We start from the raw sequence: 23,642 nt of genomic DNA on the forward strand, positions 1-23,642 counted from the left end.
GGATTCACTCCCGGGCGTGTGAGCCCAGCCGGTCGAGCGCCTCGTCGCGGGGTTCGCTCGCGCCCAGGTCGTACGCGACACGGAAAGCCTCCGAGCCGAGCCGGGCAGTCAGTTCCGCGGTGAGCGTGTGCAGCTCGGGTTCGCCGTGGTCGTATTCGCCCCGAATGGCTTCGCTCAGGCCCAGTGCTGTGGCGGACTCGGCGAATTCCCCCTCCTGGCACAGCAGTTCGGCCAGCAGCTCGGCGGCGTGGGCCTGGGCCTGGGTGACGGCGGCGACATCACCGACGTGGAACGCGCCCGTGATCACGGCGGGCAGCAGCTCGCGCGCCCGCTTCGGGTCGCGGGCGGTGAGGCGGACGGCCGTGCGGGCGAACACGATCCGATTGACCGCCATGCTCTCGGGCAGCGGCAGCCGGTCGATCCGCTGTTCGAGCCGGTCGAGTTCGGCGTCGGCGCGCTCGGCGTCCCCGGCCCGGCGATACGCTTCGGCACGGCTGAAACCGAGAACCTCCCGCAGCCGGGCGTGGCCCAGTTCCTCCGACTGCCGCTGTGCCGCTTCGATATCGGCGCTCGCGCCGTCCAGGTCACCGGCGCGCATGCGCGCGTGCACGAGTTCGGAGCGACTGACGAACAGATCGTCCTCCATCCCCGTCTCCGAGGCCAGCGCCACCGCCCGGCCGAAGGCGGCGATGGCCTGCTCGTGCGCCCCGGCGAGCCCGTGCGCCCGCCCGACCCCGAGCAGGACCACACCCAGCCCCCACCGGTCCCCGGTGATCTCGAACGCCCGCAACGCCTCCCGCCGCTCGACGGCCCCCGCGCGCGGCTCCCCGCGCCCGGTGAAAGCGAGGTCCCGCGCCATGTGCGCACTGGCCCGCACCCACGGGTCCGACCATCCCACCGCCAGTTCGAGCTGCCGTTCGGCCAGCTCCCGCTCCCCCGCGCCCGAGGCGACCAGCGAGGTCCACGACGGCAACGCCGGATGAAACTCGAGCGCCCCCGTCCGCACACAGTCCTCGATGAGTTCCCGCACCGCCCCCGCCTCCCCCGTGGGCGCCCCCGCCATCAACCGGATCACCCGGAATGCCGCCCGCGCGTCCTCCGCGAGCTCCAACCCCAGCACATCCCCCACCGCGCTCTCGAACTGGCTGCTCATCCCCCGAATCCCCCAGTACCAGAACAGCGCCCGCGTGAATCGCACGACCTCGTCCGCCCCCGACTCGGTCGCGGCGGCGAGAGCCGTGCGCAGGGCGAAGGCCAGGTTCGGGTGTTCGGCGTCGAAAAAGGCGATGGCGGTGAGTTGTTCGCGGGTGCGCAGGCGGGGCTCGGCGGTCTCGGCCATCGCCAGGTAGTGGGACCGGAAGCGGGGGGCGAGGTCGTCGCTCGCGGCGGCCAGGTGCTCGGCGGCGTAGGCGCGGATGGTTTCGAGCATCCGGTAGCGCGGGTGCTCCTCGTCGGTGACGGTGACCAGGGACTTCTCGACCAGGGCGCCCAGGAGGTAGACGATGTCGCCGGCGGGCAGGGCCGGGTCGGCGCAGATCGCTTCCAGGGCTTCCAATGTCGCGCCGGCGGGGAAGTAGGAGAGCCTGCGGGCCAGCAGCTGTTCCGGTTCGTCGAGCAGGTCCCAGCTCCATTCCACCAGAGCCAGCAGGGTGCGCTGGCGTGGGAGCGCGGTTCTGCTGCCGGAGGTGAGCAGCCGGAAGCGATCGTCCAGGCGGCGGGCGATGTGGTCGACGCTCATGGCGCGCAGTTTGGCGGCGGCCAGTTCCAATGCCAGTGGGATGCCGTCGAGTTGGCGGCAGATCTCCAGCACCGGGTGCAGGTTCCGCTCGTCGAGGGCGAAGCCGGGCCGGACCGCCGCCGCGCGGTCGAGAAACAGCCGGACCGCCGGGTTACGCTGTGCCGCCTCGGTTTCCAGCGTCGCCGCCGGTACGGGGAACGGACCCAGGTGGCACAGCGTCTCGCCGTCGATCGCCAGCGGCTCGCGGCTGGTGGCCAGCACGCGCAGCAGCGGCAGCCGGGCGAGCAGGTGCGCGGCGAGTTCGGCGGCCGCGGCGATCACGTGCTCGCAGTTGTCCAGAACCAGCACGGCCGCACCGACATCCAGCAGTTCGGTGAGCCGGGTGGCCCCCGCGCCGGTCATTCCGCCCGCGGCGGCTTCCAGCGCGCCGGAGACGGCGTCGGCGAGCTGGTCGGGTGTGCCGACCTCGGCCAAGGGCACGAAGAACACGGGCTCGCCGGCCCGCCGCGACATGGCTTCGAGGGCGAGTCTGGTCTTGCCCGCTCCGCCCGGCCCGACCAGCGTGACGAGCCGGGAGGTCGCGAGCTGCTCGCCCAGGGCGGTCAGTTCCCGCTCGCGGCCGATGAAACTCGTCAGCCGCGCGGGCAAGGCGCTCCCGGTGGGTTCCCTACGGGTGGCCGGTGTTTCGAGTTCCCCGCGCAAGAGCGCCAGATGGGTGTCGCGCAGCTCGGCCGACGGGTCGATGCCGAGCTCCTCGCCGAGCCGCTCGCGCATGTCCTCGTAGACCGCCAGCGCGTCGGACTGCCGTCCGGCCGCGGCGAGGGCGCGAATACGCAACGCGGCCAGCCGTTCTCGCAGCGGATGCGCGGCCCCGGCGGCGTCCAGGTCGGCCAGCACGGCGCCGTGCCGGCCCAGCCGGAGTTCGGCGTCGAAGCGGTCCTCGAGCGCCGCGGCGCGCAGCTCGTCGAGCCGGGCCACGACCGCGTCCGTGAACGGCGCGTCCAGCACGTCGCCCAGGGCGGGCCCGCGCCACAGTGCCAGGGCTTCGGTCAGCGCTGCCGTGGCCGCGGCCGCCCGGCCCGCGGCCAGCTCCTGCCGCCCGCGCCGCACCAGCTCCTCGAAGCCCGCGGCGTCGACCCGCACCCCGGGCAGCCGGTAGCCCCCGGCGGCCAGTTCCACCTCTCCGGTCCCCCGCAGCGCCTTGCGCAGCCGGGACACCAACGCCTGCAGCGCACCCGCCGCCTCGGCGGGCGGATCTTCGCCCCACAGCCCGTCGATCAGCGCACCGACCGGCACCGTCCCGCCGGCTTCGAGCGCCAGCCTGGCCAGCAGCATGCGCACCCGCACCCCGCCGATCTCGACCGGCGATCCCTCATCGGTCCACACCTGAACCGGACCCAGCACACCAACCCGCACCGGGGGAGTCTCGCAGAATCGGACGTTTCGGTGTTATCCGCGATCCCCGGAGGCCGCCGCTTTACCTCGCGGGTAATCGACCACCGGCCCACCGTGCGGCACCCTCGATCCATGAGCGAAATCGATCCGGTCGGCGCCCAGCTGTTCGCCACCATGCCCTTCAGCGAGCGCCTCGGCCTCGAGGTCCTCGAACACGACGCGAAGCTCGTGCGCGCCCGCCTGGCCTGGGATGCCTCGCTGTGCACGCTCGGCGGCGCGCTGCACGGCGGCGCCCTGATGTCACTGGCCGACGCGACCGCCGCGGTGTGCGCGTACCTGAACCTGCCCGAGGGCGCGCAGGGCACCACGACCGTGGAGTCCAAGACCAATTTCCTGCGCGGGCTGCGGTCCGGGCATGCCACGGCCTCGGCCCGTCCGCTGCACGCGGGCCGCAAGTTCATCGTGGTGGAGACCGAGATCCACGACGACGAGGGCAAGCTGATCGCCAAGGTAACCCAGACCCAAGCCGTCCTCTGATCCCACGCGCGAGGTGGCCGACCGGTCAGGAATCGAGAAGCCGCCCCCGCTCGCCCGCCCCTACGGTTGTCGATGACGAAGCGCCCGGTTCCGGAATGGTTGAATCGAGCCGGGCGACTCCGACGAGACCGCGCAGGCGGCCCGCGAGACGGATGGAGAGACGATGAGCAGGTCCACGAAGACGGCTGCGCTGCCCCCGGCCGACAGTCACGACATGATCCGCGTCCACGGCGCGCGGGTGAACAACCTCAAAGACATCAGCATCGAGATCCCCAAGCGCCGCCTGACGGTGTTCACCGGCGTGTCCGGCTCGGGTAAGAGCTCGCTGGTGTTCAGCACGATCGCCGCGGAGTCGCAGCGCCTGATCAACGAGACCTACAGCACCTTCGTGCAGGGCTTCATGCCCACCCTGGCCCGTCCCGAGGTCGACGTGCTCGACGGCATCACCACCGCGATCATCGTGGACCAGCAGCGCCTGGGCGCGGATCCGCGCTCCACCGTCGGCACCGCCACCGACGCCAACGCCATGCTGCGCATTCTCTTCAGCCGCCTCGGCAAGCCGCATATCGGCTCCCCGCAGGCGTTCTCGTTCAATGTCGCCTCGATCAGCGGCGCGGGCGCGGTGGCGATCGAGAAGGGCGGGCGCACCACGCGCGAGCGCCGCAGCTTCAGCATCGTCGGCGGTATGTGCCCGCGCTGCGAGGGCCGCGGCAAGGTCTCCGACATCGACCTGACCCAGCTCTACGACGACACCAAATCCCTCGCCGAGGGCGCCTTCACCATTCCCGGCTGGAAGTCCGACAGCTTCTGGACCGTGCGCGTGTACGCCGAATCGGGCTTCGTGGATCCGAACAAGCCGATCCGCAAGTTCACCAAGCGCGAGATGAACGACTTCCTCTACAAGGAGCCGGTCAAGGTCAAGGTCGACGGGGTCAACCTGACCTACGAGGGCCTGATCCCCAAGATCCAGAAGTCGTTCCTGTCCAAGGACAAAGAGGCGCTGCAGCCGCACATCCGGGCGTTCGTGGAGCGCGCGGTGGCCTTCAGCGTGTGCCCCGACTGCCACGGCACCCGGCTCACCGAGGGCGCGCGCTCGTCGAAGATCAAGAAGATCAAGAAGATCAGCATCGCCGACGCGTGCGCCATGCAGATCAGCGATCTGGCGGAATGGGTTCGGGCGCTGCGGGAACCGTCCGTCGCGCCGCTGCTGGAGGCGCTGTCCAAGACGCTGGACTCCTTCGTGGAGATCGGCCTGGGCTACCTGTCCCTGGATCGGCCGTCGGGCACGCTGTCCGGCGGTGAAGCCCAGCGCGTCAAGATGATTCGGCACCTGGGCTCCGCGCTCACCGATGTCACCTACATCTTCGACGAGCCCACCGTGGGCCTGCACCCGCACGACATCCAGCGCATGAACGAGCTGCTGCTGCGCCTGCGGGACAAGGGCAACACCGTCCTGGTCGTCGAGCACAAGCCCGAGACGATCGTCATCGCCGATCACGTGGTGGATCTGGGTCCCGGGGCGGGCAAGGGTGGCGGAACCGTGTGCTTCGAGGGCACCGTCGAGGGCCTGCGTTCCAGTGACACCATCACCGGGCGGCACTTCGACGACCGCGCGGCGGTCAAGGAATCCCCGCGTAAGCCCAAGGGCGCGTTGCAGATCCGCAAGGCCGACGCCAACAACCTGCAGAACGTCGACGTCGACATTCCACTCGGGGTGCTGGTGGTGATCACCGGCGTCGCGGGTTCGGGCAAGAGTTCGCTGGTGCACGGCTCCATCCCGGCGGGTGAGAACGTGGTCTCGGTCGATCAGACCGCGATCAAGGGTTCGCGGCGCAGCAATCCGGCGACGTACACCGGTCTGCTGGAACCGATTCGCAAGGCGTTCGCCAAGGCCAACGACGTCAAACCGGCGCTGTTCAGCTCCAATTCCGAAGGCGCGTGCCCCAATTGCAACGGCGCGGGGGTGATCTACTCCGATCTGGCGATCATGGCGGGGGTGGAGACCCCGTGCGAGGTGTGCGAGGGCAAGCGCTTCATGGCCGAGGTGCTGGACTACAAGCTCGGCGGCCGGGACATCAGCGAGGTGCTGGCCATGCCGGTCACCGAGGCGCTGGAGTTCTTCGGCGACGGCGAAGCCAAACTGCCTGCCGCGCATGCCATTCTGGAGCGGCTCTCCGATGTGGGCCTGGGCTACCTGACCATCGGGCAGCCGCTCACCACCCTGTCCGGCGGTGAGCGCCAGCGCCTGAAGCTGGCCACGCACATGGGCGACAAGGGCGGGGTCTACGTGCTCGACGAGCCGACCACGGGCCTGCACCTGGCCGATGTGGAGAACCTGCTGGGGCTGCTGGACCGCCTGGTGGACGCGGGCAAGTCGGTGATCGTGATCGAGCATCACCAGGCGGTCATGGCGCACGCCGACTGGATCATCGACCTCGGCCCGGGCGCCGGCCACGACGGCGGCAAGATCGTCTTCGAGGGCACTCCGGCGGACCTGGTCGCGGCGCGCTCGACGCTGACCGGTGAGCATCTGGCGGCCTATGTCGGCGCCCCGGCCCGCAAGCCCGCGCGCAAGCGCTGACCAGCGCCGGGACGGGCCCGCAAGGTCCGTCCCGGTAGGATCGCGCAGGTGAGCGGCATATCCCCCGAGGAGCAACGCCTGCGCGAGCTGACGCGCCTGCGGCGGGTCCGCGACCGGATAGACCGCGAGTACGCCCAGCCGTTGAACGTCGAGGCCCTCGCGCGCGACGCGCACATCTCCGCCGGGCATCTGAGCCGCGAGTTCAAGGCCGCCTACGGCGAGTCGGTCTACAGCTACCTGATGACCCGCCGCATCGAGCGCGCCATGTCCCTGCTGCGCCGCGGCGAGCAGAGCGTGACGGAAGTCTGCTTCGCCGTGGGCTGTTCGTCGCTGGGCACCTTCAGTACCCGTTTCACCGAACTGGTCGGGGTCCCGCCCAGCGTCTATCGCGACCGGCACGCCCCCGCGGGCCCGGAAATGCCGTCGTGTGTCACGAAAAAGGTGACTCGCCCGATCAGAAACAAGTAACCCCAGCTCCCGGACATACGGTGAATGCCATGGACATCACGATTCATTCGAGTTTCCTACCCCACACCGATCCCGAGGCGTCGCTCGGTTTCTACCGCGACGCCCTCGGTTTCGAGGTCCGCAATGACGTGAAGTACGGCGACCTCCGCTGGCTGACCGTGGGCCCGCCCGGCCAGCCCTCGACCGCGATAGTCCTGCATCCCCCCGCCGCCGATCCCGGGATCACCGACGAGGAGCGCCGGACGATCGCCGAGATGATGGCCAAGGGCACCTACGCGACGGTCGTGCTCGCCACCAAGGATGTGGACGCCCTGTTCGACCGCCTGGTGGCCGCCGACGCCGAGGTGATCCAGGAGCCGACCGATCAGCCGTACGGGATCCGCGACTGCGCGTTCCGCGATCCGGCGGGGAATCACATCAGGATCAGCGAGGTGCCCTGACGCCGGATTCCGCCCGGTCCCACGGCCGAGTTATCGAGAAGGTCCGGCAAGGGAAACGGGCTGCGCGCGATGGCTCGTCCGCGACGTCGCCCGCACCCCTATCCGAAGTGCCGCTTCCTGATCTGCCGCAGGCCGCGCAGTCGGATCAGGCTCGACGCTGCGGCCGCGACGTCGCCCCGAGCCGCTATCCGAGGCGCCGCATTCCTAATCTGATTCAGGCCGCGCGGTCAGCTGGCAGACGCCGTCCGAGCAGGATCGCCGCAGCCGCCCGCGTGAGATCGTCTGCATCAGCCCGATAGCCCAACAGGCCGGGCAACCCTTCAGTGCCACCACACCCACCGGCAGCAGGAGCAGGGCGACCACGCCGGCAACCGGTATCAGCGCGAATGACGCGATGAGCGAACCGAATCCCACGATTCCGCGCACCAGGTGCGCGGTCAGGGATGCGCTCGCGAACGACGTCGCGCCAGATGCGTTCGACCCGTTCACTCCACCGCCCCCTGACCGTTCAGCTCGGCCCGCACCGCCGCCCGCGCCCGATGCAGTCGCGACTTCATCGCCGCCGTGCTCAGTCCCGTGGCCCGGGCCACGAAACTCCCCGGCAATCCCTGCACGTCCCGCATGATCAGCACCCGCCGCTGATCGGCCGGCAGGGCCGCGATGGCCGCGGCGACCCGCTCGACCTCGAGCCGAACCAGCACGTCGTCCTCCGCCGAGGAGGTCGCCACGTCGACGAACTGCTCACTCCGGCTTGCCATCTCGCGCACGCGCCGCAGACATTCGTTGCGCACGATCCGAAACATCCAAGAGGCCAGCGCCGCGGTGGCCCGCAAGGTCCCGATCTTGCGAAACAGCACGATCATGGCGTCCTGCGCCGCGTCCTCGGCGTCCTGGCTCGTGGCGCACAACGCGAACGCGAACCGCCGAACATGCGGGTGCGCACCGGAAACCAAAGCCGCGACGGCGGCCTCGTCCCCGCCCTGCGCGGCGACAACGATCTCCGCCGCCGGCCACGCGCTACCCACGGGACCCCCTCCGCTTCCGCACCACCACGACACAGCTGCACGCCGCAACCGCCGCAACCACCCCGGCAACAATAATGACGGTCATCAGATCCCTCTCGTCGATGCATGGGCTTCGATGCCCGAGCACTCATAAGAGGGATCCGCGGCGAAAAGGATTCGGCCGCATTCGAAGGCGAATTCGATGCGCTGCCATCACCAGCCCGGATCGGCCAGTAATACGCCCGCACCGGCGCATCGACCGAGACTGTCGCTCACCCCGGGTCGTTGCCGGGGAAGGTCCGCAAGCAGCGCCCGAGAGGCGGCGAACGAACACCATCCGTACGACGTGCCCCAGGTTCTCGCCGTACCGGTGTCCGAGGCACACCCCGGGTACCGGCAGTGGGTCCTGGATTCGACCCTTGCCGAATAGTGGAGGCCGCCGCCGAGCGGCAGCGCAATGCGAAAATCAAGCAACAGATATGCAATGCGGAACAGCACATGTGTGGGGCGGTGGGGCTCAAACCCGCGACCAGTGGATATGAGATCACTCTGTGCAGGCCGGCAAAGCACCTGCACGTCACTAAACACTCATTCACAACCCTTGGACAAGGATTCTTGTTCCCCGCCAGATCGTGTCGAGACGGTCTTCCCCGCGGGTTCAAAGCCCTCGTCAACAAGTTCGTTGCTGATGCGGCTACCGCAACTCTGCCGTGCCGCACGTCGCCGATGTCATCGGCTGGGTGTCCGAACCGGAGTTGTGGCGCTCGCACCTCCGCCCGGGCAGGGCCCCGGCCTGACCGTTAACGCCTGCTCTTCTCGCGCAGGGCTGACGGTCAAGGGTCGCGCGTGCGCCATCGTCGTAGGCGACGCAACGAAGGAGCGCCATTGAGGGGCGCCGCGCGCGGGAAGACCATGCAGGCGCCACCACCCAGGGGCACACGGACGCCAGACGGGAAGACGACCGTGTAACACCGTCCGGGGACCATCCGAGGATCGAGCATCAAACCATGGCGCCGGTAAGCCCAGCCTTGACGGATACAACCCGGAGCCGATCAAACCGACTGGACTGCTTGTTATTTCGGCAAGAACCCACTACCGCCGCGCCATGGCCAGCTGCTACATTCGTCGGCGACGACGCGGATTGCGTCGCGAACGAGCCCAAGCGCAGACGCCGATCTGCAGGCGGGCAGGCAGTGCCCAGGTGCGCGGAATGTTCACGCTCAGAGGCCCGTCCATTGTTCGCGAGAGGCGAATCCGTGCCGCTCAGGCTTAACGCGGGCCAGATCCGCATGCGGCCGGAGCGAGGGCTGGTCGGCGTCCAGCTCCCGCAAGTTCGACTGCGGGAGAACGACTTCCGCAGTGACGGAATCAAAGGACAGTCAGTTGACCAGCAAGTCCAGGGCCTCGCAGCCCAGCAGCCGAGTAGTCGGCGAAAACACCGAAATGCCGCGCCCCCTCAAGCGGATCCCCTCGCTCGCCGACCCCGCCGATATTCGCGAGCTTCGCGCCGCGGCCAAGAAGTTCCTCGGCATGAGCGACCGGGCCGCCGGAGCGATGTCCACGATGTGGGTGCGGCCGGATCAGGTTCGCCAGCAGGTCGAGAATCCGCGCCGGATGCGGATTCCGGGAGGCAATCTCATCTACATCGACGGGGATGTGTGGACGCCTCGACTGATGGCCGACCCCGAGAACCCCCGCAACGCAGCCGAGTACCTGTATGCCATGGCAGGTGCACTGCCCGGCTCCGGTGATTCGGCGGTGTCTAGCAGTATCCGCAGTGACCAGGCCGAGCTCATTCGTTCGGCCGCCTCTCCCGAGGCGCTGCTGAAGGATCTCGATATCGCCATGGAAAAGACCCGCAAGGCCAACACGCCCTATCCGCCGATCGGCGACCAAGGAATCATGGACGCTCCGTTCGGCGTAATGGTCGTTATGGAGTTCCAGGACGGCTCGGCGCCGATTGCCGTGCCATGCGTGAAGGAAGGGTCGACGCGGATCAGCCATGCGCACAAAATCCTCGACGTGAGTGCCGAAGATACGGTCATGCGTCTGCCCGGCAGCGCCGCTCCGATGACCAGGTTCATCGAGCTGATCAATGAGCTGGTCGCAATGCCCGAGAGCGACCAGTCCGACGAGACCCGCGGCAAGATCCGCTGCGCGATCGCCCCGTTCACCCTGATCGTCGGCTTCGAAGCCGATCGCACCGAGGACGATCTCGACCTCGCCGAGGCCATCAAGGTCAAGGTCGCCCAGGAGCATCTCAACACCAAGCAGGATTGGTCTGTGCCGGCACAGCATTCGGTGCTGGCCGACGAATGCCTCCAGGCTGTGTTCAACGGTTCGCTGCTCAATAGCAGCGACGAATACCAGTGGCTGCTGGGCAAGATGAGCCGCAGCGATGCGCTGGCTGCCGGCCTCGGTCATCACCCCGACGATCGCTTTGCGCGCCTGATCTATCTGTTCACCACGCCCGAGAAGCACGTCCACGATGTGATCCGCCGTCCGATTGCCTTCGTACTTCTCAAGGACGCGGCCAGGACGCGCGCCCAGGTGCGCCGCAAGACCAAGGTCCCCCTGGCTGTCGAACTCGCCGCCCGCGAGTTGCGTGGCAACCCAAGGTATCAGGACACGGCTGTCGACCGCATCATGAAGGCGATGGTCAACGGCGCGTTGTTGTCCGCGACGGCTGAAACCGTTCTGACACCAATGGATCGGCGCATCAACACGCTCGCAAAGGCGGTGCACAAGGAGAACTCCAACGGTCAGATCGGACCGGACGGCGTGGAGCTGGCTATGCGGGCCTTGTACTATATCGCGCTCCACGACTTGCTACGCGTGCCGCGCAATGACCGGAGTGATCGCCGCGCCGTTGGCGATGTCCTGGCCACCATGCTCGGCATTCCCGCCGGGATCGACACTCTGATCCGGATCGTCGAGGACGGCCGCGCAGGCATCAGGCCGGTTCGCCGCGACGACCTCGGTGAGCCAATTCTCGGCAGCGACGGAAATCCGGTCACGCTGACGAATGCCTATTTGCGTGAACAGTTCTCGAAGGGCCGCGTGCCCGATCCGAACAGCGAGGAAGAGATCGACCCGTTCCTCCAGGCCCAGGCAGAGGTCAACATCGCCGTCCTGAAGCTGCAGGAAGCCATGGTCGTGCTGGCCACCATGACCGATGACGACGGCACTCCCACCGTCGATGCACAAGGTGTAATCCCCCGCCTCGCCAAGGGATGGCGCAAGGCGCTGGTCGACATCCGCGAGAATATCGACGATTGGTTCGAGCGCGGTGTCGAATACTGGTCATCTGCAGCAGAACCCCCGGCCTCGGTATGGGAGCAGGCGCAGGCTGCCGCGTCGGCTTCGACTGTCCGTGAACAGGACACCGAGGACGCGGACACTACGCTGAGCGCCTAAAGCATTGGGGCCAGCGGCAACTCACCTTTTGCCGCTGGCCTCTCCGTATTCCGCTTCCCTCAGACTTTGAAAACAGTTTGGGCCGAACACTTCTCATCGGAGCTGGTCGTCAGATGCTAATCGCCCGGCGGATTGCTGTGGCACATCGATCGATCTGGTCCACGGACGGCACATGAACGCGACCGTACGTGCGCTGCAGCTGCATCTCGAAGCGGACCACCTTGAACGAGGGCTGGTCAGCGAAATAGTCCTCGGTTCTGCGCTTGCGGCCGCCGTGGCTCCCAGACTTGTACCGGGGGTTACCAATGAACAGCTCCAGCAACGCATTCCCACACCATGCATCCGCTCGGAACAGCGCATCGGCAAGCGGGTGGAACTGCATCGGCAGCCCTCGCTCGCGGAGCGCAGCCAGCACATGGAGCTCTCTCAGGAACGAGTAGTAGAAGTTGCCGACGCGCCAGCGCATCGCGTCGTGGGCCTGTTGCGAGCTGAAGCCCTCGGCCTTCGCACGCGCCACTGCCTCTTGAGCAGGCATCCACAGCCATCCACGCACAGGGGCGCTTTGAGCCCATTCGTAGAACTCCTGCCAAGTAAACAGGCGCTTGTACTCTTCCAGCATGAGATGGAAGAGATGAGCAAATGCGAAGTCCGGGAACCAGTCTCGGATCGAGGCAACCGCTTCAGCTTCTGTGCGCCGCGCGTTGCCGAGCGGATGTTTGGTTTGCAGCCGCACAATGTCGTCCGCGGCAACTTCATAAGGGACCGATGTGGTGTGGGCCATAACGGTCTGAATCACGTGGTCACAGCCGTCTCGGCCAGTCCACCAGTCGAACTCTTTCCGGGCGATCTCACCGCCGGTGAACTGCCGCACCACTTCTAGACTGCTGGTTGTCTTCGTCATCTACATACCGCACCTTCAGCACGAGCTCTCGCTGAATCCTTTGTCGCGCAATACAATAGATCGGACGGCCGACATCTTTCTGACGTCGCTAGTCGCGAGTCCAGCCCTCCGCTGCCTGCGCGCCCAGCACACCTCCGACCGCCGGCACCAGCCAGCTTCGCCATGGAAACACCGGGCGAACGCCACGAAGCCCTCGACCCGAGACCGGCGCGAGGGCTTCTTTCGGCCTATTGGAGCGCGGGTTTCGGTTTCCAGGATCAGCTGCGAGTCGATCACTGGGTCCCGGCCGCGGCGACTGCCGGTTTCAGTTGACCCAGAACAGCGGCTGGCCCTGGCTGTTGTGGCGGTGCCGACGCACCATGGCCACGATCTCGCCGATGGCCCCGTTGCCGGGCTGCACGTCTTTGCTGAACGGGTTGCGGGCCCCGGAGCCATGAGCTCGGCGTTGATCTGGTCGATGTCGGTCAGTGCGTTGGTCGTGAAGTCCTCCAAAAGGTTTGATACGTAATGGAATCAACGGGGGTGCGTCCTGCCCCTGGTGGCGATCGGACAGCGAACCAAATTCAGCACCTCCCTGCCGTCGGGGTCGGGGTCGGCGATAATCAACCCGACTCAGGAGCTGGACAGGTTCATTGCGGCACCGATAGCCCGCATCGATTCACCCGCCGTGTGCCGGCGCCGGATCTCCGCGTCGCGGCCTGGCACCGACGCGGTGTCCACCATCTCGACAGTCCAGGCGATGCTCTGTCCAAGACTGGACGGCCATCGTCCAGTCCCGTCCAGCCCTGTCCACTCGCTGTCCTGTCGACTCGAATCACTTTCCAGCCGTGTGGAATCGGATGAACGCCCACCGCGTCCGATCCGTTGGTCAGCCTGCGGGCGGCGCGGGACCTCGATGAGGGCGGTGAGTCCGTGGTAGCAGCCAATCCGAATACCGGTGCGGCGCCGGCGTCGAACGCTGCGGTGGTCGCGGGCAGTACTCGGTGCCCGGATTCTGCAGACCTGTGGGTCCGATTACTTGACAGCACAACTTCCGAACTGGACATCCTTGTGCTGGTCGACCTCTTCCTCACAGAGGAACCCGCCTTCGGCAGGCTGATCCGCCAGAAAACCCGCGAGGGCCTCAAGGTTCGAATGCTGTTTGGCGATCCCAATGCCATTGAGGCATCCATACGAAGCACAGAGGAACGAGCCTGTCTCGACGGTTGGTTTCCACGAGACCACCCTCATCGAGGACGCGATGATCGTCAACGCACACGTTTACGTGCAACCTGGAGCACACGCACCCACGCTCCATCTCCGCCGTTTACCTAAACGGGACTTGTTTGAACACACAACGGGCTTTGAATACGAAGGGTATGAGCTCAACCGGGCAACTTCAGAGAGGTTCACCCGTGACAAGAACCGCTTACTTCCACTTGCACGAACCATCTGCGCCCGCACCGAACAGCATCCAAGTCGCAATAGCGCGATCGCGCAGGGTGCCGAAGGTCAGATCTTGATGATCTACCGAACCGACAACAACCTGTACTCAATCCCGGGCGGCTGAATTGAGGCTGGAGAAACGATTTCAGAAGCAGTTGTGCGGGAGGTAAAGGAAGAGATCGGAATCGATGTCCGCGTAGTGAAATGGTAGAAGATGCCGACCGGTTCACCTCGGGCACTCCATGAAACGGTCGTCTTCCTCGCCGACGATCAGGTGGTAGCACTACTCCCTGTGGGAGATAAGAGAGGGTTTCGGTCAGACTCCGAAATCGGAATAGCTATATCCGCGCTCCTTCAGCTTAGCCACCGGCACAGCAACCCAGGCCTCATTGCTGAGGTCGTGTCCAAGTTTGGCGGCGGCGGCGAATTCATCCGTCCAAGTTCCCACCAGGACAATGAGTCCGTGTTCAGCGAGAACATGGGGTTTCGCTTGCCGTGCGCGTCTCATTGCGTCCTTGAGATTAGCGCCAACCGTTTCGATACTCGACCGAGGAATGACCACTTCGGGCAAATATCCAAATAGAGCAGTCATTCGTTTCACCAAACCTTGCGAACCGAAAACAATGGACAGCTGATCATCATTAAGCTGTCGAAGCGGCTCCGACGGGAGACTTGTCCACGGTGCAACTACTATCGCATGGGCGCGAACGGCATCAGCAATTGGTGAGCGTTTGAGATCTTGGTTACCCTTCCCCCCGGTCAGCCAAGCACGATGTGTGCGCATAAGAAGCGCCCTGAACTGATGCTTCCGCGCATCGACTTGGATCATTAGCGTGATCTCGCATTGCCCCTCACGTGGAATCATCCACGTCTTCCCGACGGTTCCTTTAATCTCCACTGCGATTCCACAAACCCTCGTATCAAGCGGCGGTTCCTTCTTAAGGCCGAATTGCTCGATAACATGGTATTGCAACTTCGTACCGACAGATGACCGCTCGTCCGAGTCAACCTTCGGATCATGAAGGTCGAACCGCCAGGTCCGAGCGCCATCGAGAACATATCGGATCGCGTCATCAACCGCCTTGCGCAGCTTGTCGACGACTGGCTCGGCTATGAGCCACGAATAGACAGCCTGGAGTTCCTCATCGGTTTCATGACACAAAATGGCATGAGACGACTGGATTACACCTTTTCGGGGGTCTGGGCAACAGATGTACCCTGGAGCGACCAGCTCACGTTTCGCCACAACTGTTGTGATACCAGATTATCCGGGATCCCGCCATCGAGTTCTAGGAACACAGGCCATGCTACGTCGCAAGGATGGCGCCGACAGCTGAATGATCCTGCGCGAACCAACTATCGAATCAAAACAGAGAGCGAGAGAACGAAACACCCTTGCCACGATGCAATCGACGGGTCTGCAGCGAAGGCACAGGGCCACGGCCCCGACCACTGTCCGCATCCCGAAATGCAGGCCCAGCCGAGTCTGTTGTCAGTGTGAGCGCCCGACGACAGCACCCAGCACGATGGGCCATGCCGGTAACCCCCAGGTGCTGGCATCACCTATCCCAGCGTCGCAGGTTCCTGGTTTCGGGCCATGAAAGCAGGATCTCCGGATATCAGTTCCGACCGATTTGGCGTTAGGGCTTGTCGCCGAGCCGTGCACGACGACGTGCCACCTTGGCCGTCCGTCCGCAACCGACTTGCCATAGCGGTCACATCTGCCGTGATCGCTACCCAGGCAGCATCATCAGATCCTGCTCTTGGCCACTATTGGCGAGCCAGTTGTGAGCAAACCAGTGCCGGAAGCATGTGCGTATGGATGTGCTCGATACCGACCGCCTCCGCGCGGCGTTCCAGCATCTGCCGGATGGCTGTGATCGGTCATTGGCCTCCGCCTGCCTAGCTACAGTCGACTACTCCTCGTCGGGAACGGATATTGCGGTCTGACCTGCAGGTACCGACGCGGAACGATTCTCGTCTGGTCATTGAACGGAGGCGAGCGCGGCCGGTTCCTCTTCCCAACGACCAGTGCAGAGTCTTCCTCGAGATTATCGACAGAGAAGTTGGCGACTTCCCCACAGCGCCACCAGTGTCGGCAACAATCGGATGATCGCGTTGTCCCGCCGCGAGATGAAATCCGTTCCAGAGCGCTCGTCGAGCAGCGTGTTCAGAGACTCGGCAGAAGCACCAGCTTGTCAGGGGCGTCCGGAAGACCCAGCCTGCCGAACGGATCGCCGGTGGTAATCTCCTCGGCTGTCAGGTACTTGCAGAACTGCTGGAACCTCCGGTACTGGCTGCGCGCGAAAACGTCTCCAGAAATAAGGAAGCCCCCTGCTCAGAGGGCGTTTGTGGGGCGGGTGGGGCTCGAACCCACGACCAATGGATTATGAGTCCACGGCTCTAACCGACTGAGCTACCGCCCCTGACCGCGACGGAAGCCGCGGGCGTTGGGATGGTACCGCTTCGGGTGTGGCGTTGCCTACTCGGCCACGGGGGAACCTAGTGTGTCGTAGGCGGATCGAGGGATTGGAGGTTGCTGTGGCTTCGCTCTTCGTGAACGTGTTGCGGGGACATCAGTGGTTGTACGAGAACAGCCGGGGGCTGGTGGGGCACCGGTTGCTGTTCGGGAACCCGACGTTGCTGCTGCGGACCATCGGCAGGAAGACGGGGCAGGAGCGAACCTCGGCGCTCACCTACGGGCGGGACGGGGACGCCTACCTGGTGACGGCCTCCAACGGCGGATCATCGCGCCCACCTGGGTGGTTGGCGAACGTCAAGGCGCGGCCGGAGTGCGAGATCCAGGTCGGGACCAAGCGGATCCCGGTGACCGCGACGGCCACCTACCCGGACGATCCGGACTACGCGCGGCGCTTCGCGATCGTCGACAAGGTCAACCAGGGCCGGTACGCCGAATACCAGAAGAAGACCACGCGGCAGCTCGCGGTGGTGGTGCTGACGCCGCGCTAGACCGCGCGTCGACCAGGACAATCCCCTCGAACTGGACAGCTGAGTTAAGGTTCGGCTACCCTGTCCCCCGAGGGGAGTACTTCCCACGAATCATTCCGGTCAATACGGATCGCGCCATCGCGAGCCCCGGGTGGTTGCCCTGAAATACGGGTGAAGGAGACCTCGAGCCACTTGACTGCGCTCGAGGAGACCCGTTTTGAGTACCTCCGTATCCCTGCTGGCGAGTTCCGCCGCCGTCGAATCCATCGGCACGCCCTGGCTCTGGGCGGGCACCATCGGTGTCGTGCTGGCGCTGCTCGTGCTCGACTTCGCCCTGACCCGCCGCCCGCACGAAGTCTCCATGCGCGAGGCGATCGGCTGGACCGTCTTCTACATCGCTCTCCCGGTCGCGTTCGGCGTATACCTGTGGGCGAGTAACGGTTCCACGATCGGCGTGGAATTCTTCACCGGCTATCTGCTCGAGAAATCGCTCTCGGTCGACAACCTGTTCGTGTTCATGCTGCTGCTGAGCGCCTTCGCGGTCCCGGCCGCCCTGGCCCAGCGCGTACTGCTCTACGGCATCGCCGGCGCGCTGGTGCTGCGCGGTATCTTCATCGCCCTCGGCGCTGCCGCCCTGGCCACCCTGGACTGGGCGTTCCTGCTGTTCGGCGTCATCCTGCTGATCACCGCGGTGAAGCTGCTCTCCGACGCCATGAGCGGACACGAACAGTCCGTGGACATCTCGGAGATGAGGTCGGTCAAACTGCTGCGCCGCTTCATGCCGGTCACCGACGACTACCGGGGCACCCGCATGACGGTCCGGGAGGCCGGACGCCGCGCCCTGACCCCGCTGGCGCTGGTGGTCGCGGCCGTCATGGCCACCGACCTGGTCTTCGCCGTCGACTCGGTGCCGGCCGTCTACGGCGTCACCGGCGACCCGTTCCTGGTGTTCGCCACCAACGCCTTCGCCCTACTCGGTTTGCGCGCACTGTATTTCGTCCTGCACGCCGCGCTCTCGCGACTGGTGCACCTGGCGTACGGCCTGGCGATCATCCTCGCCTTCATCGGCGTGAAGCTGGTGCTGCACTGGGCGCACGGCGTCTGGGCGGGCGTGCCGACCATCCCGACCGCCGCCTCGCTGGTGGTGATCGTGGTGGTGCTGGCGACCGTCACCCTGACGAGCCTGCGCGCCACTCGCGGTAAGCAGACCGCCGACGTACCGTGAGTCATGCTGCTGCAACGCTTTCGACGGCCCGGCCTCGACGAGATGAACCGGGCCGTCGATTCGCTCGAACTGTCCGAGGCGGTCTTCAAGACCTGCCCCTGGCAGCCCCGCGACCTGGTGGAAACCGGTCTGCGCCAGTGGTTGCGGTGCTGCGGGGCGGCCATGCGCGACGGTCAGGTGATCGGGATGCCGTCGCATTCGGTCGACGAGGCGTGGCACGGACTGATCCTGTGCACGCAGCGGTACGAGCGGTTCTGCCACGACGCCTATGGCAAGTTCCTGCACCACTTCCCGGACGGCGACGGGTTCGCCACCGGCAAGGGCGGCACCCCCGATCCCGTCGCCGAACAACTGCGCCGCACCGTGGTGGCGTGGTCGATGGTCGCGCGACCCGGTGAGCAGTGCGTGCTGTGGGATATCGACACCGTGGTCGGCGTCGAGCGGCCGTGGGGTATTCCCGCGGCCCGGGTCGCCGAGATCGAGCAGGCGCTGCGCTCGGAAACCGAAGCCGCGCACTGAGAAAACGTCCGAGCCGAGGTGGTATCCCATCTCGGCTCGGGTTCGTTGTGCGGGGGCCTAGCCGCCGCCTCCCCCGCAGCCGCCACCACCACCGCCGCCACCGCAACTGCTTCCGCCGCCGCCACAGCTACTGCTGCCACCCCCGCAACTGCTCCCGCCACCCCAACTGCTGCCGCCACCGCCGCATCCGCTACTGCCGCCCGCGCCCCCGTAGGACGCGCCCCGCCGCCAGCGATCGTTGCGTCGCCGACCGGACGCGCGGCTGATGGCCACGATGATGCCGATCACGAACGCGACGACGAGCCCGATACACACCAGGCCGAAGATGAAATCCATAGCGTTGTCCCCCGTGCTGTTGCCGCCGTCATCGGACGCCGGCACTTTCCCCTTAGCGGAAAGCTACTGGCACGCAAGGGGATCGGACAACACATATTCCAAGACGACTCCCGACCGTTAGGTCGGCGAGACCCCGGCTAGCTGCTGCTGCCCCCGCCACAGCTGCTGCCTCCACCACCGCAACTGCTGCTGCCTCCACCACAGCTGCTACTGCCTCCACTGCAACCGCTGCTGCCGCCGCTGTCCGACGAGGAGCCACCGCCGCACCCGCTGGAGCCGTGATCGTGACTGCCCCCGCCACACCCGCTGCTGCCGTGGTAGTAGGTACCGCCGCCCGCGCCCCCGTAGTACCCGCCGCGCCGCCAGCGGTCATCGCGCCGCCGCGTCGATGCCTTGGCGATCGCCAAGATGATGCCGACCACGAACACCAGAACCAGCCCGATACACACCAGGCCCAGGATGAGTTCCATACGTACCCCCGTGCTCTCGCCGACGCCTCGTGCGCCGGGTCATCCTCGTCGTAGCCGAAAACTACTGGCCGCCGCCCGGCCGGACCAACCTGTATTCCGAGAAGCGACCCGACCGTCAGGTTCCCATTGCCCTGATATACGAAACCGCGCCCGCTGCGTTTCGCAGCGGGCGCGGAATAACAGGTGAACTCCTAGGTCAGCTTCACCCGGGCCGCGAAGAACCGCGCCACCGCCGGCGCGAACCGGTTGAACCGGTACTGCAGCCACGCCTCCGGCGTCACCGGCACCACGTCGCGGTTGCTCTCGACCGACTTCACGATCTGCTCGGCGACCTTGTCCGGCCCGTATCGGCGTGCGGCGTAGAGCTTGTCGAACTTCTCCTGCTTGGCGGCCTCTTCCTCGGCGGAGACCCCGGCGAAGCGGGTGGTGGCCACGATGTTGGTGTGCACGATGCCGGGGCAGATGGTGTGCACGCCGATGTTCTTGCCCGCCAGCTCCGCTCGCAGGCAGTCCGAGAACATGAAGACAGCGGACTTGCTGGTGGAGTACGCGGAGAACCCGCGCTGCGGGGTGTAGGCCGCCATGCTGGACAGGTTGACGATGTGCCCGCCGAGCCCGCGATCGGCCATGGCCCTACCGAATGCCCGGCAGCCGTTCACCACCCCGTACAGGTTGATGTTCAGCACGCGATCGAATTCGGCCGCGGGAGTGTCGAAGAAGTCGCCCGCCTGCCCGATGCCGGCGTTGTTGATGAGGATGTCCGGCACGCCGTGCGCGGCGATCACGGTGGCGGCGTGCTCGTTCACCGCGGCCTCGGAGGACACGTCGAGCTGGTAGGCGTGCGCCGTACCGCCTTCGCGCGCAATGAGTTCCGCGGTCTCCTTGGCGGAGTCCAGGTTGATGTCCGAGAGCACGACCTCGGCCCCGCGCCGCGCGAACGCCAGCGCGGTTTCCCGGCCGATGCCGCTGCCGCCGCCGGTGATGACCAGCAGCTGATCCTCGAAACTCCGCAGCTCCCGGCCGACTTCGGCCCGGCGCAGCGCGCGCGTGGTCTCCCCGGTGCGCAGCGAGTCGATGAGTTCGGCGGTGGAGGTGGCCAGCAGTTCCGGATGCGAGAACGGCAGCCAGTGCCCGCCGCCGACCTCGCGGCGGTACAGGTTGGGCGCCCAGTCCTTGGTGTCGGCGTAGCCGGCCGGGCGCACGGCCACGTCGCGGCGCGCGATGATCAGCTGCACCGGCACCTCGGTGCGGCGCTCACGCGGATCGGTCAGGCGGGGCAGGATGTTCGCGCGGTAGATGCGCATGCCGTCGAAGAAGTCGCGCCGGAACTCGGGCCCGAACTTGATGTTGGCGGGCGCGGTGTCGTTCATGAGCCCGACGAAGCGCGACCACACCTTCTCGGTGCCGAGCGGGCGCAGCACCACCTTCGGCAGGCCGGGGGTCATGAACAGGCCGGTGTAGGCCGAGGACAGCAGCTGGGTGAACGGTCCCCAGACCTTGCCGCGCGAGAGGTCGCCGCGCACCCACTTGCCCAGGTGATCGAGGTTCGGCCCGGACACCGAGGTGAAGGACTTCACCCGGTCGGCGGCCTGGGGCTCGCACACCGCCTCCCACATCTCGACCGAGCCCCAGTCGTGCGCGAGCACGTGCACGGGCCGATCCGGGCTGACCGCGTCGGCCACGGCGAAGAAGTCGGCGGCGAAGTGCTCGAGCCGGTAGTCCTCGGTGCGATCGGTGCGCGTGGAGCGGCCGTGCCCGCGGGTGTCGTAGGTGACCACGTGGAAGCGGTCGGCCAGCAGCGGCACCACGCGATCCCACAGGTGGTTGTCGTCGGGCCAGCCGTGCACCAGCACAATAGTTTCCGAGGACGGCTCGCCGTACTCGTAGACGGCGATATCGAATTCGCCACTGCGCACGACGCGCTCGCTCGCGGGAATGATGGGCTGTTGATCGGTCATCGATCTTCTCCTGGGCAAGAGGGTGGGGAACGCGAAAGGGCTAGAGGTCCAGCACCAAACGTTCCCCGGCGCAGCGGGATACACAGATGAGCGCGTCCCCGGCGTCCCGCTCCTTGGCGGTGAGCACGGTGTCGCGATGGTCCACATCGCCGTCGATCACCCGCACCCGGCAGGTGCGGCAGAAACCTTGACGGCACGAATACGGGCTGTCCGGGCGGACTTTGAGCACTTCTTCGAGCACCGACTTGTCCGCGGGCACCTCGATGGTGACGCCGGTGCGGGCCAGCTCGACCTGGAAGGCGGTGCCGTTGACCACCGGCGGTGGTGAGAAGCGCTCGGAATACATTTCCACGCCGGGCATCTCGCGCACCCGGTCCGCGATGACCTGGGTCATGACGACGGGCCCGCAGCAGTACACCGAGGTGTCGCCGCCCACGCCGGGCAGCAGGTCCGCGCCGGTGGGCAGACCGTGCTCGTCGTCGGTGCGGATGGTGACCCGGTCGCCGAAGGCTTCGAGCTCGGACAGGAACGGGATGGTGTCGCGAGAGCGCCCGGCGTACACCATGGACCAGTCCACGCCGAGCGATTCCGCCATCCGGATCATGGGCAGGATCGGGGTGATGCCGATGCCGCCGGCCACGAAATGCACTCGGGCGGCGGAGGATCCGTAGCCGGGCAGCACGAACGGGAACGCGTTGCGCGGCCCGCGCACGGTGACCCGGGTGCCGACCGCCAGCGCGTCGTGGATCTCGATGGATCCGCCGCCGCCGTTCGGTATGCGCCGCACCGCGATTCGGTAGCTGTGCCGATCGGCGGGATCACCGCACAGCGAGTACTGGCGCACCCGTCCCGAGGGCAGTTCCACGTCCAGGTGCGCACCCGGCCGCCACGGCGGCAGCGCGCGGCCGTCGGGCGCGATGAGCATGAGGCTGACGACGTCGTTGTCGTGTGCCTCGATCCGGCGCTCGACCAGCACCAGCGGTATGCGCCGGTCGTCGATCGGGGCGGGCGGTTGCTTGCGGTTCACCAGGGTGGTCCAGCGCAGCCGCGTTTCCGCGATCGCGTCCAAAACCCGTGTGGTGCGGTCGGGCCGTGCCTTGCCGTAGAGATCGCGCGGCGGGTCGAGCGGGACCGGTCGTGTCATGGTCACGAGGCCATGATCCGAGCCGCCGGGGACTGGGCCAGGTAGGCGATGGCCTGCGCGCTCGACCCCACCGGCTCCGGGGTGTAGCCGGGCTTGAAGGTGGACAGCGCGCTGATCAGCAAGGACGGGATGCCGGGGACGGCGCCGCGCCACATCGAGGCGAAGATCCGCCCGACCAGCATGGGATATCTGTGGTTGGGCAGCGCCGGGTCCTGGTGCACCAGGTACTTCGTGCCGCGCAGCAGCAGCGCGATGAACACCGGGAAGATGATCAGCATGAGCGCCCCGCGCCGGACGTAGCCGACCCCGAAGTACTCGGCCACGTCGTGCGCGACCATGCGGTGCTCGACCTCTTCGGCGCCGTGCCAGCGGAACAGGTCCAGCATCTGGGGATCGGCGTCGAACTGTTCGAGGTCGGCGTTGAGGATCCAGTCGCCGAGGAAGGCGAAGAAGTGCTCGAGCGCGGCGATGACGCCGAGTCGTTCCACGAGCACCTGCTGCCGCCGCGCCTCCGAGTCGCCCTCGCGCGGGCCCAGGGTCTTGCGGAACAGGTATTCCGCCTGGCGCACATAGGGTTCCACGTCGATGCCGTGTGCTTCGAGCACCTCTTCGAGGGCGCCGTGGTGGCTCTCGGCGTGCATGGATTCCTGGCCGATGAAGCCGATCATGGCTTCGCGCAGCTTCTCGTCGCGCACCAGTTCCAGGGCCTCGCCGTAGGTCACCAGGAACATGCGCTCGCCCTCGGGCAGCAGCATGCTCAGTGCATTGAGGACGTGGGAGGCGATGGGTTCCTCGGCCATCCAGACCGGCTTGGTGTTGGACCAGTCGAATCGCACGTTACGGGCATGAAGCGCCACCTCACCGGGTTCGGTCACCGGTCGGCGGCCCCGCTTCGGAAGTAGCTTCATCGATACTCCTGGTTGTTCTGTCGGCACAGCGTCGTGCTGGGTCCGTTGTGATGGGTCCCACGGATTGCTGCATGAGCGTAGCAAAATTCTACGCATACATGGGACTGCTAGTTACATCTAGATTCGGCGACCGATGAATCACCGGCCGGACACGCCGGACGACCTGCCGAACGACGATCTTGCCCGGTTCGCGGCCGTATGTGTAACGACGGGGTGATCCGCGCGGG

At 66.5% G+C, this 23,642-nt stretch carries 20 protein-coding genes and 1 tRNA gene; 11 read left to right on the top strand and 10 right to left on the bottom strand.

Annotated elements, in window-relative coordinates:
* Positions 1-4: 4 nt before the first annotated feature.
* Positions 5-3,154 (bottom strand): AfsR/SARP family transcriptional regulator, encoded by a 3,150-nt coding sequence (locus ACWDOP_RS17650; protein ID WP_456345945.1) that lies wholly within the window; start codon positions 3,152-3,154, stop codon positions 5-7.
* 111 nt (positions 3,155-3,265) lie between these two features.
* Between ACWDOP_RS17650 and ACWDOP_RS17655 the strand changes: the two genes are divergently transcribed.
* The 4 genes from ACWDOP_RS17655 (at position 3,266) to ACWDOP_RS17670 (ending at position 7,159) form a co-directional block, all read left to right on the top strand.
* A complete protein-coding gene (locus tag ACWDOP_RS17655; RefSeq protein WP_456345946.1) occupies positions 3,266-3,670 on the top strand; it encodes a PaaI family thioesterase in 405 nt (134 codons plus the stop codon).
* A gap of 163 nt (positions 3,671-3,833) precedes the next feature.
* Positions 3,834-6,251, top strand: coding sequence for an ATP-binding cassette domain-containing protein (locus tag ACWDOP_RS17660; protein ID WP_456345947.1), 2,418 nt, complete (start codon positions 3,834-3,836; stop codon positions 6,249-6,251).
* Between the two features lie 57 nt (positions 6,252-6,308).
* Positions 6,309-6,719 (top strand): helix-turn-helix transcriptional regulator, encoded by a 411-nt coding sequence (locus tag ACWDOP_RS17665; RefSeq protein ID WP_454201448.1) that lies wholly within the window; start codon positions 6,309-6,311, stop codon positions 6,717-6,719.
* Positions 6,720-6,748: 29 nt separating this feature from the next.
* A complete protein-coding gene (locus tag ACWDOP_RS17670) occupies positions 6,749-7,159 on the top strand; it encodes a VOC family protein (RefSeq protein ID WP_454201208.1) in 411 nt (136 codons plus the stop codon).
* A 204-nt stretch (positions 7,160-7,363) separates the two neighbouring features.
* Here the strand turns inward: ACWDOP_RS17670 and ACWDOP_RS17675 are convergent, their stop codons facing one another.
* Positions 7,364-7,648: a hypothetical protein gene (locus tag ACWDOP_RS17675; protein ID WP_456345948.1), complete on the bottom strand. Its 285-nt coding sequence runs from the start codon at positions 7,646-7,648 to the stop codon at positions 7,364-7,366.
* Positions 7,645-8,184 (bottom strand): RNA polymerase sigma factor, encoded by a 540-nt coding sequence (locus ACWDOP_RS17680; protein ID WP_456345949.1) that lies wholly within the window; start codon positions 8,182-8,184, stop codon positions 7,645-7,647. Before ACWDOP_RS17680 ends, ACWDOP_RS17675 begins: the two co-directional genes overlap by 4 nt.
* A 181-nt stretch (positions 8,185-8,365) precedes the next feature.
* Between ACWDOP_RS17680 and cutA the strand changes: the two genes are divergently transcribed.
* Together cutA and ACWDOP_RS17690 are read left to right on the top strand one after the other, a co-directional pair.
* A complete protein-coding gene (gene cutA / locus ACWDOP_RS17685) occupies positions 8,366-8,593 on the top strand; it encodes a divalent cation tolerance protein CutA (RefSeq protein ID WP_456345950.1) in 228 nt (75 codons plus the stop codon).
* 953 nt (positions 8,594-9,546) lie between these two features.
* A complete protein-coding gene (locus ACWDOP_RS17690; RefSeq protein WP_456345951.1) occupies positions 9,547-11,580 on the top strand; it encodes a hypothetical protein in 2,034 nt (677 codons plus the stop codon).
* Between the two features lie 109 nt (positions 11,581-11,689).
* On the opposite strand, the gene ACWDOP_RS17695 is transcribed toward ACWDOP_RS17690, so the two are convergent.
* Positions 11,690-12,481 carry a hypothetical protein gene (locus ACWDOP_RS17695; RefSeq protein WP_456345952.1) on the bottom strand — a complete coding sequence of 264 codons (792 nt, stop codon included), beginning with the start codon at positions 12,479-12,481 and terminating at the stop codon, positions 11,690-11,692.
* Between the two features lie 1,240 nt (positions 12,482-13,721).
* Here ACWDOP_RS17695 and ACWDOP_RS17700 point away from each other — a divergent pair.
* Both ACWDOP_RS17700 and ACWDOP_RS17705 read left to right on the top strand, forming a co-directional pair.
* The gene (locus ACWDOP_RS17700) at positions 13,722-14,030 is read left to right on the top strand and encodes a hypothetical protein (protein ID WP_456345953.1); all 309 of its coding nucleotides are present in this window, start codon (positions 13,722-13,724) and stop codon (positions 14,028-14,030) included.
* Positions 14,031-14,117, top strand: a complete 87-nt coding sequence (locus tag ACWDOP_RS17705; protein ID WP_456346019.1) for an NUDIX domain-containing protein — start codon at positions 14,031-14,033, stop codon at positions 14,115-14,117.
* A gap of 105 nt (positions 14,118-14,222) precedes the next feature.
* Here the strand turns inward: ACWDOP_RS17705 and ACWDOP_RS17710 are convergent, their stop codons facing one another.
* Complete coding sequence (locus tag ACWDOP_RS17710) at positions 14,223-15,152, bottom strand: NaeI family type II restriction endonuclease (protein WP_456345954.1); 930 nt, start codon at positions 15,150-15,152, stop codon at positions 14,223-14,225.
* A 1,106-nt stretch (positions 15,153-16,258) separates the two neighbouring features.
* Positions 16,259-16,332 (bottom strand) — tRNA-Ile (locus ACWDOP_RS17715).
* 115 nt (positions 16,333-16,447) lie between these two features.
* Between ACWDOP_RS17715 and ACWDOP_RS17720 the strand changes: the two genes are divergently transcribed.
* From ACWDOP_RS17720 to ACWDOP_RS17730, 3 genes are all read left to right on the top strand, one after another.
* Positions 16,448-16,876, top strand: a complete 429-nt coding sequence (locus tag ACWDOP_RS17720; protein WP_456345955.1) for a nitroreductase family deazaflavin-dependent oxidoreductase — start codon at positions 16,448-16,450, stop codon at positions 16,874-16,876.
* Between the two features lie 196 nt (positions 16,877-17,072).
* Positions 17,073-18,080, top strand: coding sequence for a TerC/Alx family metal homeostasis membrane protein (locus ACWDOP_RS17725; RefSeq protein ID WP_456345956.1), 1,008 nt, complete (start codon positions 17,073-17,075; stop codon positions 18,078-18,080).
* A 3-nt stretch (positions 18,081-18,083) separates the two neighbouring features.
* Entirely contained in the window at positions 18,084-18,599 is a 516-nt protein-coding gene (locus tag ACWDOP_RS17730; protein ID WP_456345957.1) for a hypothetical protein, read from the top strand.
* Between the two features lie 473 nt (positions 18,600-19,072).
* Here the strand turns inward: ACWDOP_RS17730 and ACWDOP_RS17735 are convergent, their stop codons facing one another.
* From ACWDOP_RS17735 to ACWDOP_RS17750, 4 genes are all read right to left on the bottom strand, one after another.
* Positions 19,073-19,405, bottom strand: coding sequence for a hypothetical protein (locus tag ACWDOP_RS17735; RefSeq protein WP_456345958.1), 333 nt, complete (start codon positions 19,403-19,405; stop codon positions 19,073-19,075).
* 191 nt (positions 19,406-19,596) lie between these two features.
* A complete protein-coding gene (locus ACWDOP_RS17740) occupies positions 19,597-21,363 on the bottom strand; it encodes an SDR family oxidoreductase (RefSeq protein WP_456345959.1) in 1,767 nt (588 codons plus the stop codon).
* Positions 21,364-21,403: 40 nt separating this feature from the next.
* Positions 21,404-22,507, bottom strand: coding sequence for a PDR/VanB family oxidoreductase (locus ACWDOP_RS17745; RefSeq protein WP_456346020.1), 1,104 nt, complete (start codon positions 22,505-22,507; stop codon positions 21,404-21,406).
* A gap of 2 nt (positions 22,508-22,509) precedes the next feature.
* Positions 22,510-23,415, bottom strand: coding sequence for a metal-dependent hydrolase (locus ACWDOP_RS17750; protein WP_456345960.1), 906 nt, complete (start codon positions 23,413-23,415; stop codon positions 22,510-22,512).
* Positions 23,416-23,642: the final 227 nt, after the last annotated feature.

The organism is Nocardia sp. NPDC003693 (genome assembly GCF_053981095.1).

What these genes read in the sequence shown, in the direction of transcription:
- ACWDOP_RS17655 (WP_456345946.1), top strand. Translation starts at nt 3,266, where the DNA reads ATGAGCGAAATCGATCCGGTCGGCGCCCAGCTGTTCGCCACCATGCCC.
- ACWDOP_RS17660 (WP_456345947.1), top strand. Translation starts at nt 3,834, where the DNA reads ATGAGCAGGTCCACGAAGACGGCTGCGCTGCCCCCGGCCGACAGTCAC.
- ACWDOP_RS17670 (WP_454201208.1), top strand. Translation starts at nt 6,749, where the DNA reads ATGGACATCACGATTCATTCGAGTTTCCTACCCCACACCGATCCCGAG.
- cutA (WP_456345950.1), top strand. Translation starts at nt 8,366, where the DNA reads ATGCGCTGCCATCACCAGCCCGGATCGGCCAGTAATACGCCCGCACCG.
- ACWDOP_RS17695 (WP_456345952.1), bottom strand. Translation starts at nt 12,481, where the DNA reads ATGACGAAGACAACCAGCAGTCTAGAAGTGGTGCGGCAGTTCACCGGC.
- ACWDOP_RS17700 (WP_456345953.1), top strand. Translation starts at nt 13,722, where the DNA reads ATGATCGTCAACGCACACGTTTACGTGCAACCTGGAGCACACGCACCC.
- ACWDOP_RS17730 (WP_456345957.1), top strand. Translation starts at nt 18,084, where the DNA reads ATGCTGCTGCAACGCTTTCGACGGCCCGGCCTCGACGAGATGAACCGG.
- ACWDOP_RS17735 (WP_456345958.1), bottom strand. Translation starts at nt 19,405, where the DNA reads ATGGAACTCATCCTGGGCCTGGTGTGTATCGGGCTGGTTCTGGTGTTC.
- ACWDOP_RS17740 (WP_456345959.1), bottom strand. Translation starts at nt 21,363, where the DNA reads ATGACCGATCAACAGCCCATCATTCCCGCGAGCGAGCGCGTCGTGCGC.
- ACWDOP_RS17745 (WP_456346020.1), bottom strand. Translation starts at nt 22,507, where the DNA reads ATGACACGACCGGTCCCGCTCGACCCGCCGCGCGATCTCTACGGCAAG.
- ACWDOP_RS17750 (WP_456345960.1), bottom strand. Translation starts at nt 23,415, where the DNA reads ATGAAGCTACTTCCGAAGCGGGGCCGCCGACCGGTGACCGAACCCGGT.